Annotated in this window: 12 protein-coding genes; 8 read left to right on the top strand and 4 right to left on the bottom strand. The window is 63.1% G+C overall.

The features are described from left to right. Positions 1 to 84: 84 nt before the first annotated feature. The 6 genes from SM765_RS16495 to SM765_RS16470 are packed head-to-tail and all read left to right on the top strand — an operon-like array spanning position 85 to position 7,221. Complete coding sequence (locus SM765_RS16495) at positions 85 to 651, top strand: nuclear transport factor 2 family protein (RefSeq protein ID WP_274838017.1); 567 nt, start codon at positions 85 to 87, stop codon at positions 649 to 651. Further along, on the top strand, positions 648 to 2,342 hold the full coding sequence (locus tag SM765_RS16490; RefSeq protein ID WP_274838016.1) for a hydantoinase B/oxoprolinase family protein: 1,695 nt from the start codon (positions 648 to 650) through the stop codon (positions 2,340 to 2,342). Before SM765_RS16495 ends, SM765_RS16490 begins: the two co-directional genes overlap by 4 nt. Then, on the top strand, positions 2,339 to 4,405 hold the full coding sequence (locus SM765_RS16485; protein WP_274838015.1) for a hydantoinase/oxoprolinase family protein: 2,067 nt from the start codon (positions 2,339 to 2,341) through the stop codon (positions 4,403 to 4,405). The genes SM765_RS16490 and SM765_RS16485 overlap by 4 nt, the downstream gene beginning before the upstream one ends. Further along, on the top strand, positions 4,402 to 5,004 hold the full coding sequence (locus SM765_RS16480; RefSeq protein ID WP_274835330.1) for a cysteine hydrolase family protein: 603 nt from the start codon (positions 4,402 to 4,404) through the stop codon (positions 5,002 to 5,004). The genes SM765_RS16485 and SM765_RS16480 overlap by 4 nt, the downstream gene beginning before the upstream one ends. Continuing rightward, the gene (locus tag SM765_RS16475) at positions 5,001 to 5,861 is read left to right on the top strand and encodes an isocitrate lyase/PEP mutase family protein (protein ID WP_274830598.1); all 861 of its coding nucleotides are present in this window, start codon (positions 5,001 to 5,003) and stop codon (positions 5,859 to 5,861) included. The genes SM765_RS16480 and SM765_RS16475 overlap by 4 nt, the downstream gene beginning before the upstream one ends. Beyond that, a complete protein-coding gene (locus SM765_RS16470) occupies positions 5,848 to 7,221 on the top strand; it encodes an FAD-dependent oxidoreductase (RefSeq protein WP_274838013.1) in 1,374 nt (457 codons plus the stop codon). Before SM765_RS16475 ends, SM765_RS16470 begins: the two co-directional genes overlap by 14 nt. A gap of 35 nt (positions 7,222 to 7,256) precedes the next feature. Here the strand turns inward: SM765_RS16470 and SM765_RS16465 are convergent, their stop codons facing one another. The 3 genes from SM765_RS16465 to SM765_RS16455 all read right to left on the bottom strand — a co-directional run bounded on the left by SM765_RS16465 (position 7,257) and on the right by SM765_RS16455 (position 10,257). Continuing rightward, a complete protein-coding gene (locus tag SM765_RS16465; RefSeq protein ID WP_368981632.1) occupies positions 7,257 to 8,750 on the bottom strand; it encodes a 3-hydroxyacyl-CoA dehydrogenase in 1,494 nt (497 codons plus the stop codon). A gap of 3 nt (positions 8,751 to 8,753) precedes the next feature. Beyond that, a complete protein-coding gene (locus SM765_RS16460; RefSeq protein ID WP_274838011.1) occupies positions 8,754 to 9,524 on the bottom strand; it encodes an enoyl-CoA hydratase-related protein in 771 nt (256 codons plus the stop codon). A gap of 268 nt (positions 9,525 to 9,792) precedes the next feature. Continuing rightward, positions 9,793 to 10,257, bottom strand: coding sequence for a MarR family winged helix-turn-helix transcriptional regulator (locus SM765_RS16455; protein WP_274831522.1), 465 nt, complete (start codon positions 10,255 to 10,257; stop codon positions 9,793 to 9,795). A gap of 240 nt (positions 10,258 to 10,497) precedes the next feature. Here SM765_RS16455 and SM765_RS16450 point away from each other — a divergent pair, with 240 nt between their 5' ends. Together SM765_RS16450 and SM765_RS16445 are read left to right on the top strand one after the other, a co-directional pair. Next, the gene (locus tag SM765_RS16450; RefSeq protein ID WP_274838010.1) at positions 10,498 to 11,871 is read left to right on the top strand and encodes a hypothetical protein; all 1,374 of its coding nucleotides are present in this window, start codon (positions 10,498 to 10,500) and stop codon (positions 11,869 to 11,871) included. 197 nt (positions 11,872 to 12,068) lie between these two features. Next, a complete protein-coding gene (locus SM765_RS16445; RefSeq protein WP_274838009.1) occupies positions 12,069 to 13,160 on the top strand; it encodes a Zn-dependent alcohol dehydrogenase in 1,092 nt (363 codons plus the stop codon). A gap of 138 nt (positions 13,161 to 13,298) precedes the next feature. On the opposite strand, the gene SM765_RS16440 is transcribed toward SM765_RS16445, so the two are convergent. Beyond that, on the bottom strand, positions 13,299 to 14,510 hold the full coding sequence (locus SM765_RS16440; protein WP_065272351.1) for an acetyl-CoA C-acetyltransferase: 1,212 nt from the start codon (positions 14,508 to 14,510) through the stop codon (positions 13,299 to 13,301). Positions 14,511 to 14,514: the final 4 nt, after the last annotated feature.

The raw sequence follows: 14,514 nt of genomic DNA, 5'->3' as shown, positions 1-14,514 counted from the left end.
TATTCACAGATGTTCAAAATATTTGACCTATGCGCAGCAAATAATCTGTATTACAAAAGATACCAATTTAGAAAGGGAGACTTCATGCCCGTCATCGAACTCCACGTGATGCAGGGATATAGCGCAGACGAGAAAACGCGACTGTGCGCGGCGCTGACCAACGCGATGCGAATCGTCGTGCCCGCCCCGCCCGAGGCCGTCACCGTTATGATTCATGAGCTGGATCCTGCGGGTTACATGCGCGGCGGCGCGCATCGCAGCCCCGCCCCCGCCCTCCCCGATCCGGTATCTCTGGTGCGCAACTACCTGACCGCGATGGAAGCGCGCGAGATAGACACGGCCCGGGCGCTGCTGGCTCCCGGCTTCTCCATGACGTTCCCCGGCACCGCCCCGATGACGACGCTGGAAGAGCTGATCGAATGGGCAAAGCCCCGATACAATTTCGTCACCAAGACATACGAGGGCTTCGAAGCGCTGCAATCGCCGCAGGACGCCGCCGTTGTCTATTGCCGCGGCACCCTGTCGGGCGAATGGCCGGATGGCACCCCCTTCAGCGGCATCCGGTTCATCGACCGCTTCGAAGTGGTGGACGGGCGTCTCACCCGGCAGGACGTCTGGAACGATATCGCTGAAACAAAGGCAAACCCATGACCAAAGAGATAGACCCGATCACGCTGGCCGTGCTGGCCGGACGGATGGAGCAAATCGCGGATGAAATGGATGCCACTCTGTTTCGCGCCGCCTTCAACCCAATCATCGCCGAGGCCCATGACGCATCGCACGGCCTCTATCACGCGGTGTCGGGCGACACTCTGGTACAGGGCAAATCCGGCCTGCCTATCTTTGTCGGGGTGATGTCCTTTGCGGTGAAGGCCGTCATCGAAAAGGCCGCCGAAAACGGCGACCTGGAAGACGGCGACATCTATATTTTCAACGATGCGCATCTGGGCGGCACCCACCTCAGCGACATGCGGCTGGTGCGGCCCTATTTCCACGATGGCAAACTGTTCTGCTATCTCGCCTCGGTCGGACATTGGCACGATGTGGGCGGCGCGGTGCCGGGCAACTACAACCCCGCTGCCACCGATGCCTTTCAGGAGGCCTTTGTCCTGCCGCCGGTCCGGCTGGCCAAGGCAGGCAAGATCCAAACCGACATCACCGACATCCTGATGCGCAACACCCGTCTGCCGCAGTCGGCGCAGGGCGATCTGAACGGTCAGCTGGGAGCGCTGGATCTGGGCGTGAAACGTCTTGATGAATTGCTGTCCGAATATGGCGCCGAAACCGTGCGCGCGGCCCTAGATGCCTTGCAGGACAGGGCCGAAGCGCTGATGCGTTCGGAGCTGACGGAACTGCCCGACGGTCGCTGGGAGGCCGAGGATTTCCTCGACAATGATGGCATCACCGATACGCCGCTGGCAATCAAAGTCGCGCTGGAGATCAATGATGACCGGATGACGCTGGATTTCACAGGAACGGCAGACCGCTGCGCAGGCCCGGTGAACATTGCACTGCCGACGGCGGTCGCAACCGCCTATGTGGCGATCAAGCATATCTTCCCGTCCCTGCCTGCGAACTCTGGCGTAATGCGCCCGATCGAGGTGAAGATCCCCGATGGATCGCTGCTGTCTGCGCCCTTCCCGGCGCCGGTCGGCGGCTACACCGAAACGATCCTGCGCATGGTTGACGTGATCTTTGCCGCGGCCTCACAGGCGGCGCCGGATCGCGTCGTCGCCAATGCCTATGGCACCATCAACGCCCTGTCGATTTCCGGCAAACGCGCCAATGGTCAACCCTGGGTCATGTTCAGCTTTTACGGAGGCGGCCATGGCGGCTCCATCGAAGGCGACGGGCTGAACCACGGCAATGCGCCAATTTCGACCGCGACAATCCCGCCGATGGAAATCCTTGAGGCCGCCTATCCGGTGATGTTCAAGCAATGGGCACTGCGCCCAGACAGCGCAGGCCCCGGCATGCATCGGGGCGGCATGGGCGCGACCTATGAAATTGAAGTACTGGAGGAAAACGCCACCGCCTTCCTGTTCGGTGAACGTGGCCGCTTTGCGCCCAAGGGCGCGGCTGGCGGCGGCGATGCTGCGCTCAATGTCTTTTCCTACGAGCAGGCAGATGGCTGGCATCACCCGCCGATGGCCTCGAAAATGGTTGGGATCAAGCTGGAGCGCGGCCAGTCAGTGCGGCTCGATACCCCAGGCGGCGGCGGCTACGGCCCTGCGTCACAGCGCCCGGCAGCCGATGTCGCCCGCGATGTCGCAGGCGGGTTGATGAGCCCTGACGCAGCGACCGAAACCTATGGCCCGGCCTGGAAAGAGGTGACCCAATGACCAGCAGCAACCGCATGATCGGCGTCGATGTCGGCGGCACCTTCACCGATATCTTCGTTCTGGACGAAGCCACCGGCACCGCCGAAGTCGCCAAGGTGCCCACCACGCGCCCGGACCAGTCCGGCGGCTTCCTGTCCGGGATCAATTCCCGCGTCGATGATCTTTCGACCGTCTCGGTGGTGGTGCACGGAACCACCGCAGGCACCAATGCGCTGCTGGAGCGTAAGGGCGCCCGGATCGGGGTGATCACCACAATGGGCCTACGTGACGTTCTGGAGATGCGCCGCCGCGATCGCCCGCGCACCTGGGGTCTGCGGGGGAACTTCACTCCGGTGGTGGACCGCGCCCTGCGGCTGGAAGTGCCGGAGCGCACACTGGCCGATGGCACTGTGCGCACGCCGGTGGATCTGGACGCGGTGCGCGCCGCAGCTCAGCAACTGATCGACGAAGGGTGCCTTGCCTGCGCGATCCTCTTTGCCAACAGCTATGCCAATGGCGAAAACGAACGCGCCGCCGTTTCTGCCGTGCGCGAGATGTGGCCCAATGCGCATGTTTCGGCATCTTCGGAGATCCTGCCGGAAATCCGGGAATTCGAACGTTTTTCCACGACCGCGCTCAATGCCTATCTGCAACCCGAAGTCTCGGGTTATCTAGCGCGGCTCGAAACCGCGCTGAAGGACGGCGGGTTCGCCGGGGAGTTCATGATCGTCCAGTCCAATGGCGGCGTGATGGATGTGGACACGGCGGCAAAACTGCCGGTCCGCACTGCTCTGTCGGGCCCGGCGGCCGGTGTCATCGCAGCCGGATACATTGCCGAAGCGGCCGGATTTCCAGATGTCATCACCGGCGACATGGGCGGCACCTCCTTTGATGTCAGCCTGATCGCCAAGGGCACATCCATGCTGTCGCCGCAAACCTCAATCGATTTCGGCATGGTGGTCCGCTCCCCGATGATCGAAATCACCACTATCGGCGCGGGCGGCGGCTCGATTGCCTGGGTCGACAAGGGTGGCCTGCTGAACATCGGACCGGAAAGCGCCGGCTCCACTCCCGGCCCAGTGGCCTATGGTCAGGGCAACACCCGCCCGACCGTGACCGATGCCAATGTCGTTCTGGGCCGCATCGATCCCGACAACCCCATCGGCGGTAAGCTGGACCGGCTGGATGTCGAGGCCGCCAAGGCCGCGATCCTGGAACACGTCGGGCGTCCGCTGGGCATGGACGCGCTGCAAGCCGCCGAGGCGATCCTGCGCGTTGCCAATAGCCGTATGGCCGGAGCGCTCAGGCTGGTCTCTATCGAGCGCGGCTTTGATCCCGAACGTTTTGCATTCATGCCTTTTGGTGGTGGCGGCGCGCTGCATTCTGGCGCCATGCTGGCCGAGGTCGGTCTCGCCCGCGCCATCGTGCCGCGCTATCCCGGCGTGACCTCGGCGATGGGCTGCGTGATCGCCGATATGCGGCAGGATTTCGTGCAGACCATCAATTCGGTCCTGGCCGGTATCGATCTGCAAAGCCTGACCGGGTTCATGCAAAGCCACGTCGACAGCGGGCTGGCCACACTGGACGCGGCGCGCACCCATTTCGAGCGGCGCGACACCGAATTCACCCTTGATATGGCCTATCTCGGGCAGACGCACACGGTGCCCGTCACCCTGCCGGTCACCGTTGAAAACGGCGTCGTGACACCGCCGACCGAGGCGCAGATCGCCGATGCCTTTGATGCGGCTTATCGCGCCACCTACGGTCGACTTCTGGAAAACGGCACCCGGCGGGTGATCAACCTGCGCTCGGCCATCACAGGCCGCCGTCCGCGGTTCGATCTGGCAACGCTGGCACCCAAGGGCGGCAGTACCGAGCAGGCCTTCCGGGGCACGCGGCAGGTGCATTTCGACGGCACCTGGCACGAAACCAGCCTCTATGACCGGCTGGCCCTGCCCGTCGGCGCCGAAATCGCGGGTCCGGCCATTCTGGAGCAACCCGACACCACCGTCTTGATCGAACCCGGGCTCGTCGGCAAAGTCGACGCCTACGGCAATACACTGATCGAAAGGGCCAGCGCATGACCCCTTCCTCCACTGCCCTGCTGACAATTGACCTGCAAAACGACTTTTTGCACCCCGAGGGTGCCTATGGCCGTGCGGGTCAGGGCGCCGACAGCATCAAGGCCCTTCCGGACCGGATCGCGCCGGTGAAAACCGCCCTGACCAAGGCCGGGGGTAGTTATATCTCCGCCCAGTTCACGCTGGTGCCGGGTCGTGGTGGGGAGCCGCTGATCTCGCCGCACCTGAAAAAGCTGCGCCCCTTTCTGACCAAGGGCGATTTTGAACCGGGCAGCTTTGGGCACAGCCTTGTCGATACTCTGGCTCCGGCCGATTTCACGGTGGAAAAGGTGGCCTATTCGGCGCTGTATCAGACCCGTCTTGAATATATCCTGCGGGCGATGAAGATCGACACGCTGATCATCGGCGGTATCGTCACCAATGGCGGCGTTGCCAGCACCGTCCGCGATGCCCACCTGCGCGACATTCACACCATCCTGCTGTCGGATGGCTGCGCGGCCTTCAAGGACGACGTGCACGAGGCCACTCTGAAATCTCTCGGCTCGGTGACGGAGATCATGACCTGCGCCGAGGCAGTGACACTGCTGGGAGGCACGTCATGAGCCTGCGCAAGCGCCTGACCTCGCCCGAGATCCTGCTGGCCCCCGGTGTCTATGATGGCCTGACGGCCGCGCTGGCCACCGATGCCGGGTTCGAGGCCCTATACCTGTCGGGGGCCGCGGTGGCCTACACCCGCCTTGGCCGCCCCGATATCGGTCTCACCACCGCCTCGGAGATGGCAGATACCATGGCGTTGATCGCGGATCGAACTGACCTGCCGGTGATCATGGATGCCGACACCGGCTTTGGCAACGCGCTCAATGCACGGCGCACCATGCAAAGCTATGAACGTGCAGGTGCTGCCGCCCTTCAGGTCGAAGACCAGAGCTATCCGAAAAGATGCGGCCACCTGTCCGACAAATCGCTGATCTCCAAGACCGAGATGTCGGGCAAGATCGCCGCCATGGCCGATGCCCGCCGTCAGGACACGCTGATCATTGCCCGCACCGATGCCATCGCCGTCGAAGGATTTGATGCCGCCATCGACCGGGCCGGCAGCTACATCGAGGCAGGCGCCGACGTGCTGTTCATCGAGGCCCCGCGCGATAGTGATGAGCTGGCAAAAATCGCGGCGACCTTCAAAGGCAAGGTGCCGCTGCTGGCGAATATGGTCGAAGGCGGAGCCACGCCGATTTCCTCGGCCACGACCCTTCAGGACATGGGCTTCGACATCGTGATCTTCCCCGGTGGTATCGTCCGCGCCCTGGCGATGACCGCGCAGAATTACTATGCCAGCCTGAAAGAATCAGGCTCTAACAAGCCATTTTCTGACCGGATGCACGATTTCGACGGGCTGAACGCGGCCATTGGAACACCTGAAATGCTGGCCCTTGGAAAGCGGTTCGATGGCAAGTCCTGATGTCGCTGAACCGCCCGCATCCTTTGACCTGACGGTCGAAACACTGATCATCGGGGCGGGCGCTGCGGGGATGGTGGCCGCCCTGGCCGCCCATGAGGCAGGACAGGAAGTTCTGCTGGTCGAGGCCGACGCCGTACCATCGGGGTCCACCGCGCTCAGCGCCGGTCTGATCCCCGCTGCGGGCACGCAGTTTCAGACCGAGGCAGGCATCCAGGATAGCGCAGAGCGGTTTGCGCAGGACATTCAGGCCAAGGCCCATGATGAAAACGATCCGGATCTGGTCGCCAGCATGGCCAGCACGGCGGCGCCGGTGATCGAATGGCTGGCCCGCGATCACGGGTTGCCGTTTTCACTGGTCACCGACTTTGACTACCCCGGCCACAGCCGCCGCCGCATGCACGGGCTGCCGACCCGTTCCGGGCAGGAACTGATCGACGCCCTGCGCGCCCGGATCGAAGCGCTGGATGTGCCGCTGATCTGCAATCGCCGCGCAATCAGACTCTATTCAAAGGAAAACCCCATCTTTGGCGCCCAGTTGCAGCTGCCCGATGACAGTACAGAAACCATCGGCTGCGCGCGGCTGATCCTCGCCTGCAACGGCTTTGGAGGCAATCGCACCATGGTCTCCACCCATATGGCCGAGATCGACAATGCGGTCTGGTTCGGCCATGACGGCAACCGCGGCGAGGCCGTGACCTGGGGGCAGGCTCTTGGCGCAGCGACCGCCCATCTGGGCGCCTATCAGGGGCACGGTAATGTCGCGCATCCGCATGGCATCCTGATCACCTGGGCCACCATCACCGAAGGCGGCGTGCAGGTGAATTGCCAGGGCAAACGGTTCTGGAACGAGGCGCAGGGCTATTCCGAGGCAGCCCGCGCCGTACTGGCACAGCCGGGCGGCACCGCCTGGGTGGTGTTCGACAGTCGCATCGCCGCCGTGGCGCGGCAGTTCGAGGATTTCAAGAACGCAGAAAAGCAAGGCGCGGTGCTAGCCGGTGAAAGCATTGCAGAGCTTGCCAAGGCGGCTGGCCTGCCCGCAGATGCGCTGGCCAATACCCTTGGCGATATACCCAACGAGGGCACGGACGCCTTTGGCAGACTCTGGAGCGGGCAGACCCCGCCACTGCGCCCCCCCTATCACGCGGTGAAGGTCACCGGCGCGCTGTTCCATACCCAAGGCGGGCTAGAGGTCGATCCCGCAACGGCCCGGGTGCGCCGCGCGGCGGGTGGAAGTTTTGACAACCTTCATGCCGTGGGTGGCGCGGCCTGCGGCGTTTCGGGTACCGGCGACAGCGGTTATCTATCGGGCAACGGGCTGCTGGCGGCGGTGACTTTGGGGTATCTTGCCGGGCGCGCCTGATCCAGCGCGCCCGTCGTTCGCAGTATTCGCGCCTGTCAGTCCGCGATGCTAAGCGACAGACCCAAAAGCGCGCGGCGTTTCAGCCAGAGGCTGGGGCGATAGCGTTCCGACCCGGTCGTGGATTGCAGCCCCTCCATGATCGACAGTACCCGATCTGCGCCAACCTTGTCGCCATACTCCAGCGGGTTGAACGGGTAGTTGAGACCCATGGTCATCGCCTTGCCCAGATCCTCGGGGCTGCCGACGCCGATCTGCGCCATCTCGCAGCACAGATTCACGATCATCGAAATGATACGCGGTGCAACAAAGCCGGGGCTGTCCTTGATAACCTCGACATGCAGGCCCGCGCCCGCCAGCCAGGTGGTCACCGCCTCCAGCACATCCGAGCCACCGGGAGCAGTCATGACGGTAACGATCCCGCGTCCGACCGCGCTCAGGTCCACTGCAACGGTGCGTTTGGGGTCAAGGCCAAGGCGGGCAACGGTGCTGGTGCAATCCTCGCCAAGCGGGCTGACCAGGATCGGCGCCTTGCCGTCATCCTCGGCAGCGCTGAGGCCCTTTTCCACCAGCGGAGCAAAGGCATCGGAGCGTTCCGGCAGAACTGCGGTCAGCGGGGTTTTTGGTCCGGCTTCGGGCCGGGTCGGCAGCTTGGGCAGGTCCTGCGCGTAGTCGTAGAAACCGCGCCCCACCTTACGCCCCAGCAGCCCTGCCTCAACCATATAACCATGGCGCGGCGTGGTGCGCAGGCGCGCATCGCTATGGTAGCCGTTGAAGATGAAGGTCGAGACCGGGAAGTTGGTGTCGATGCCGGTGAGATCCATCAACTCGAACGGGCCCATCCGGAATCCGCCCGCCATCTTCATGATGCGGTCGATCTGCTCAGGCGGGGCGACGCCTTCGGCCTCGATATGCAGACCTTCGGTGTAATAGGCCCGCCCACCCAGGTTCACGATGAAGCCGGGTCCATCCTTGGCGATCACCGGCACCTTGCCCATCGCCTTGCCCAATTCATAGGTCGCATCGACAACGCCCGCATCGGTGGCCGCGCCGCCGATCACCTCGACCAGCTTCATCAGCGGCACCGGGTTGAAGAAGTGCATGCCCACCACGCGGGCGCGGTTTTCGCAGTTCTTAGCGATCGATGCGATGGAGAGCGAGGAGGTGTTCGACGCAAGAATGCAGTCCGCGCTGACGATGCCTTCAAGTTCGGCAAACAGGCTCTGTTTGATGTCGAGCCGCTCGATGATGGCTTCGATCACCATCTGCGTATCCGCGAGGGAGGTGAGGTCGCCTGATGTGGTCAGCCGCCCCTTGGCCGCAGCGGCGGCGTCCGCCTCCAGCTTGCCCTTTTCGACCATACGGTCGATACGCCCTTCGATATCGGTCTTCGCCTTGGCCAGCGCCTCGGCATTCATGTCGTTCAGCACCACGTCATAGCCCACGGTCGCCAGCACCTGCGCGATGCCCGCCCCCATGAGCCCGGCGCCGATCACGCCAACCTTTTTGATGTCGTCGAATGCATAGGCCATCACTTATTGTCCTTTGAACTCAGGGGCGCGTTTTTCAAGAAAGGCGCGCATTCCCTCTTTTTGATCGTCGGTGGAAAACAGCATCTGGAACAGGCGGTTCTCCAGCATGAGCGCGGTATCCAGCGGCGTATTCGCCCCCTCGCGCACCGCGTCACGGATCGCCTGCACCGCCTTGGCAGGCTGGGCGGCAATCCTCTTGGCCATGGCAAGCGACGTGTCCATCACCTCGGCATCCGGCACCACTTCTGAGACGATGCCCAGATCCAACGCCACATCCGCCGGGAACAGATCGCCTGTCAGAAGGTAACGCAGCGCCTTGGCTTTGCCCGCCGTGCGCAGGATCTTCTGGGTGCCACCGGCGCCGGGCATGATGCCCACCTTGATTTCCGGCTGGCCGAATTTGGCGGTGTCGCCTGCAATGATGATGTCGCACATCATCGCCATCTCACAACCGCCGCCCAGCGCCATGCCACGCACCGCTGCGATGACGGGGGTATTCGAGGCTTCGAGCGCGCGTTTGACCGCGCCCAGACGGTCAAAGACCTCCTGCATCGGCCGTACCTCAGCCAGCTCGGCCAGATCCGCCCCGGCGGCAAAGGCCTTTTCATCGCCCGTCATCACGATGCACCGGATCCCGGGGTCGGCGTCCAGTTCAGTCAACGCCTTGGCGATTTCCGCCCGAAATTCGGTCGACAGCGCGTTGCGCCGTTCGGGGCGGTTGAGCCGGATCACACCAACCCGGTCAACGGGGCGTTCGATGAGCACCAAAGACATGTTTTCTCCTGTCGCATTGCAAAGGATGCCGGTCCGGTCTGCACCGGACCGGGCGCGTTAGCGCCCTTATAAGGCCGAATAGATACTTGGCAAACAATTAGCTTGGTAATTAACTGCAAATTCGTCCCGTCCCAAGAAGGTGCCGAGGCGAAGGGACGCGTCACAGGCGGTCGGGGGAATCGACTTGTACGGTGGAAGGAGCCGCGGCCAGCGGAGCCCGTGCATTGCCCGGACTGAGCCCAGCCTTAAGACTAGATCCTGACCCGCCTCAATCCCGCGTCATCGACGCCTTGAGGTTCTGCCGCATCTTCGCCAGCACCTTCATGGTGGTGGCCAGCTCTTCCGGTTCGATCCCTGTATTGGCGATGGTATCCACCTGGCGCTGCGTCTCGGTCATGATATCCATCAGCTGGTGCGCCTTGTCTGTTGCAAAGATCCGTTTCGACCGCCGGTCGCCGGGATCGGCGCGCCGTTCAACAAAGCCGCGTGCCTCCAACCGGTCGATCAGTTTGGAAGTGGTCACTGGCCCGATGTCCAGCTTGGCCGCAAGATCCGCCTGCCGCTGACCAGCCTCTCGCATGAGGCTGAGCACCGCCCAACCCTGCGCCATGGTGATGTCGTGCGGCCGCAATAGCCCGTCAAACAGAATGCCGCGAAACCGCGCGATATCCTGAAACACCGGGCCCGAGACCCCTTCATTGCGAGCCGTGGTTGCCTTATCGCTTTTGGTCATACTGCCGCCCCATACTTGGCCAATCTCCCCCGGCCCGCCCGCGCGACCGCTTGGCAAAAAATGTAATTAGCTTGATTATTATTTGCAAGATAAATACCCTAAGCAAAAGGCTTTGGCTCTGCTTCCGCAACCGCCGGAGGCAGCTCTCGCACGGAGCTGCACCACTCTAACCCGCACAGCTCTGAGGAGTTCTGACAAGATGGCCAAGCAAAACTCGCCGTCACGATACAGCGCCCAATAATGCTGTCATCCGCTTTTCTTCTTCTTGTCAGCCTCGGGGCCATCGGTGAAATCTTTACCGATGCGCCCGCTCTGCGGCTGATGGAGCTCGTGGGGATCCTGGGCTTTCTGGCGCTGGAGCTGCGCGGCCTGTCCAAAGTCGCTTTAATTCTCCTTTCACTGTGCATCGCGCTGCCGCTTTATGAGGTCAGCCAAGGCACCTTTGATCTTGCCCGCGCCTCCACTGCCATCGACCGGGCCGCGTTCTTCGCCTTTTTCCTCACCTCGCTCAGCTTCCTTCAGTTCGCCGCGAACAGCTCGCCGCTGATCCTGCGCTCTGGCGAGATCCTGGTGAACCAGCGCCCGGGCCGCCGCTATCTGGTCCTGACCTTCGGCGCGGCGGTATTTGGCATCCTCTTAAATTTCTCGACCATCGGCCTCTTGGGTACGATGATCGCCAAGGGTGTATCTCCCGGCGAAACCGACGAGCAAAAGCGCATCGCGGGCATCCGCCGCCGCCGCATGACGCTGGCCATGATGCGCGGGTTTTCCTCGCTTCCGATGTGGTCGCCGATGACCGTCACCATGGCACTGATCACTGCGGCCATTCCCAGCGTCGCCTATGGGCAGATCGTCATCTATTCACTGCCGCTGGCGGTGGTGATGCTGCTTTTGGGCTGGGGGATCGACCGGATGAGCTATCCGCGCCGGGTTCTTCCGGGCCTGCCCGAGGCGCCCTCCCTTGCCGGATTGCTGCCCCTGATGGGGATGGTAATCTTCGTGCCGTCGTTTTCCTGGGGCGTCTCCGTAATACTCGGCGTTACACTCATTCAGGCGCTGCTTCTGTGCTTGCCGCTGGTCTCCCTTGGCTGGATGGCGATCCAGCGCTGGCATGAGGGCGCGCTTCCGGCGATCACCGGCACCGCCCGAGCCACCGTGACCGGGCTGCTCCCCGGGTTGCCCAGCATGCGCTCCGAAATCGGCCTGTTCACAACCTCGGCCTTTCTGGGTGTTCTGGTGCTACCGCTGATCGACACCAATGCCCTTGGTCAGACCATCGTCGCCCTCGGACTTGGCAGCGGTGCGGTTCTGGCGCTGGCGGGCTGGATCGCCTATCTGCTGTCGATGGTGGGCGTCAGCCCGATCATCTCGGTCACCATCCTGGCGGGCACGCTGCCGAACCTGACGCCATTGGCCATCAGCCCGCTGGCGGTTGCGGTTACCATGGTGTCGATCTGGTCCATCGTGGTGAACGTAACGCCGTTTTCGGCCTCGGTCCGCTTGTCGGCGCGCATGATCGATGAAGATCCCGCCCGCGTCGGTCTGCGCTGGAACCTTGCCTATGGTACGCTCGCCATGTCGATCCTGACCGTTGCGTTGCTGGTTTTCGCATAGTCCGTTGCGTCACGTGGTTTAATTAGATTGCTAACAATCACCATGGCACCCTAAAATTTGCGAAAGAGGAGAAGCTTTGCATGTTCCGTTTCGCGGATATCCAGACCAAGACCGCGCGCCACTGCAATCGGCAGCTTCATGTACATACGGAAATCCGCGCTGCCCGCGCATGACACGACAGACCGAAAGGACCTCCCATGACCAAAGTCAAAGCCGCCGTTTGCCACAAGCACGGAGAGCCCCTTGTGATCGAGGAGGTGGTACTGCGCGCACCCGAACTGGGTGAAGTCGAGGTGAAGATTGATGCCGTGGCTGTCTGCCATTCGGACATCTCGCTGTGGCAGGGTGGGTTTGGCGGCGCCGTTCCCGCGGTCTTCGGTCACGAGGCTGCTGGCATCGTCACCGCTGTCGGCGTGGGCGTCAAAGGCTTTGCCGTGGGCGACAGTGTTGCCGTCACGCTGATCCGTTCCTGCGGTACCTGCCCGTCCTGCGGCCAGGGCCATCCGACCGTCTGCGAAGAACCGGGCGATCCGGCCGAGGGCCCGATCACCACGACCGAAGGCGACCCGGTCTGGCAGGCGGTTTTCACCGGCGCCTTTGCCGAAAAGGTGGTCGTGGATCAAAGCCAGATCGTGAAGATCCCCGCCGACATGCCGAAAGATGCGGCCTCGCTGATCTCCTGCGGCGTGATCACCGGCGTCGGCGCCGCGATCAATACCGCCAATGTCCGCCCCGGTGACGACGTGGTGGTGATCGGCGCGGGCGGTGTCGGCCTCAATGCCATTCAGGGCGCCCGTATCGCTGGCGCCCGCCGCATCGTCGCGGTCGACATGAACCCCGCCAAACTGGAAGACGCCAAAGCCTTTGGCGCCACCCATGGTGTGCTGGCCGAAGGCAAACCCTTCAAGGAGGTGAAGGCGCTGCTGGACGGGCGCGGCGCAGATGCGGTACTGGTGACGGTCGGTGTCGCTGCGGTCTATGATCAGGCGCCCCGTTACCTTGCCCACAACGGCAAGATCGTCATGGTCGGCATGCCGCATTTCGGCTCTAACGCGAGCTATTCGCCGCTTGTGATGGCGGACGCGGGGCAGAAAATCCTCGGCTCGAAAATGGGCGACGTGGTGATCAAGCGCGACATTCCCTGGATCGTGGACCTCTACCAGCAGGGCCGCCTGAAGCTGGACGAGCTGATCACCGGGCGCTGGACGCTGGATCAGGTGAACGAGGCCTTTGCCGACACCATGGCCGGCAACGCGCGGCGCAACGTGATCATGCTGAACAACGACTGACCAACGGGCTGACAGACCCTGCGGCCGTCCCAGTACATCGGGGCGGCCGTTTCTGTCACCTACTCCACACACGAAAAAGGGCCGCTCCAGCCAGAGCGGCCCTGTCCGTTTTAAGATCAGGCGCAAAGCGCGGCCCGGTCAGACCTTTTCAAAGATCGCGGCCAGACCCTGACCGCCACCGATGCACATGGTTTCAACCCCATACAGCGCATCGCGGCGGTGCATCTCGCGCAGCAGCCCAGCCATGATCCGTCCGCCGGTCGCACCCACCGGGTGCCCCAGCGAAATGCCCGAGCCATTGACGTTCATTCGCTCAAAATCGCTGTCGGCGAATTGCCATTCACGGGTGCAGGCCAGAACCTGCGCCGCGAAGGCTTCATTGAGTTCGATCAGGTCGATGTCCTTCAGCGCCATACCCGCACGGTCCAGCGCCTTGGCCACCGACGGCACCGGGCCGATGCCCATGACCTCGGGACCGACACCGGCCACGGCCCAGGACTTGATCCGGGCATAGGCCTTGAGCCCCAGTTCCTCCGCGATGGCGCGGGTGGTGATGATCGCCGCCGAGGCGCCGTCGTTCTGACCAGAGGCATTGCCCGCCGTGACCGTCGCCTGACTGTCGATACCGCCCCGGATCGGGCGCAGCTTGGCCATGCTCTCCATCGTGGCCTCGGGGCGCGGATGCTCATCCTTCGAGAAAGTCTCTTCGCCCTTGCGGCTTTTGACGGACACCGGAATGATTTCATCATCGAACAGCCCGCCGTCCTGCGCCGCCACCGCGCGGCGATGGCTTTCCACCGCAAAGGCATCCTGTTCCTCGCGGCCGATATTGTATTCTTGGCGCAGGTTCTCGGCGGTTTCCAGCATGCCCCCCGGCACCGGGTGGTTGATCCCGCCTGCCGTCACACGTCCCTTCGCCAGCGCATCATCGAACACCATCGCGGTGCCCTTGATGCCCCAGCGACCCTTGGTCGAATAGAAGGGCGCATTCGACATCGACTCGGCGCCGCCTGCGATCACCAGCGAAGACCCTCCGGTCGCCACCTGCATTACTGCGTTGATCACCGCCTGCAGGCCAGAGCCGCAGCGGCGATCGATCTGATAGCCGCCAATGCTGATCGGCAGACCGGCATCCAGCCCCACCACACGGCCCAGCGCCGGCGCATCCATCGATGGGTAGCATTGGGCGAAGATCACCTCGTCCACGCGATCACCCGGCAGGTCGGTGCGCGCCAAGAGGCCTTCGATCACCATGCGGCCCAACTCATGGGCGTGCAGGTCGCGGAACTGGCCTCCGAAACGGCCAACCGGCGTGCGGACCGGTTCGCAAATTACGACGTCTTCAAACATATTC

The organism is Pseudophaeobacter sp. 1A09344 (assembly GCF_041008745.1).
Classification (GTDB): domain Bacteria; phylum Pseudomonadota; class Alphaproteobacteria; order Rhodobacterales; family Rhodobacteraceae; genus Phycobacter; species Phycobacter gallaeciensis_A.
The sequence above is the reverse complement of the archived record's forward strand: the minus strand, read 5'-3'. Positions and strand labels throughout refer to the sequence as shown.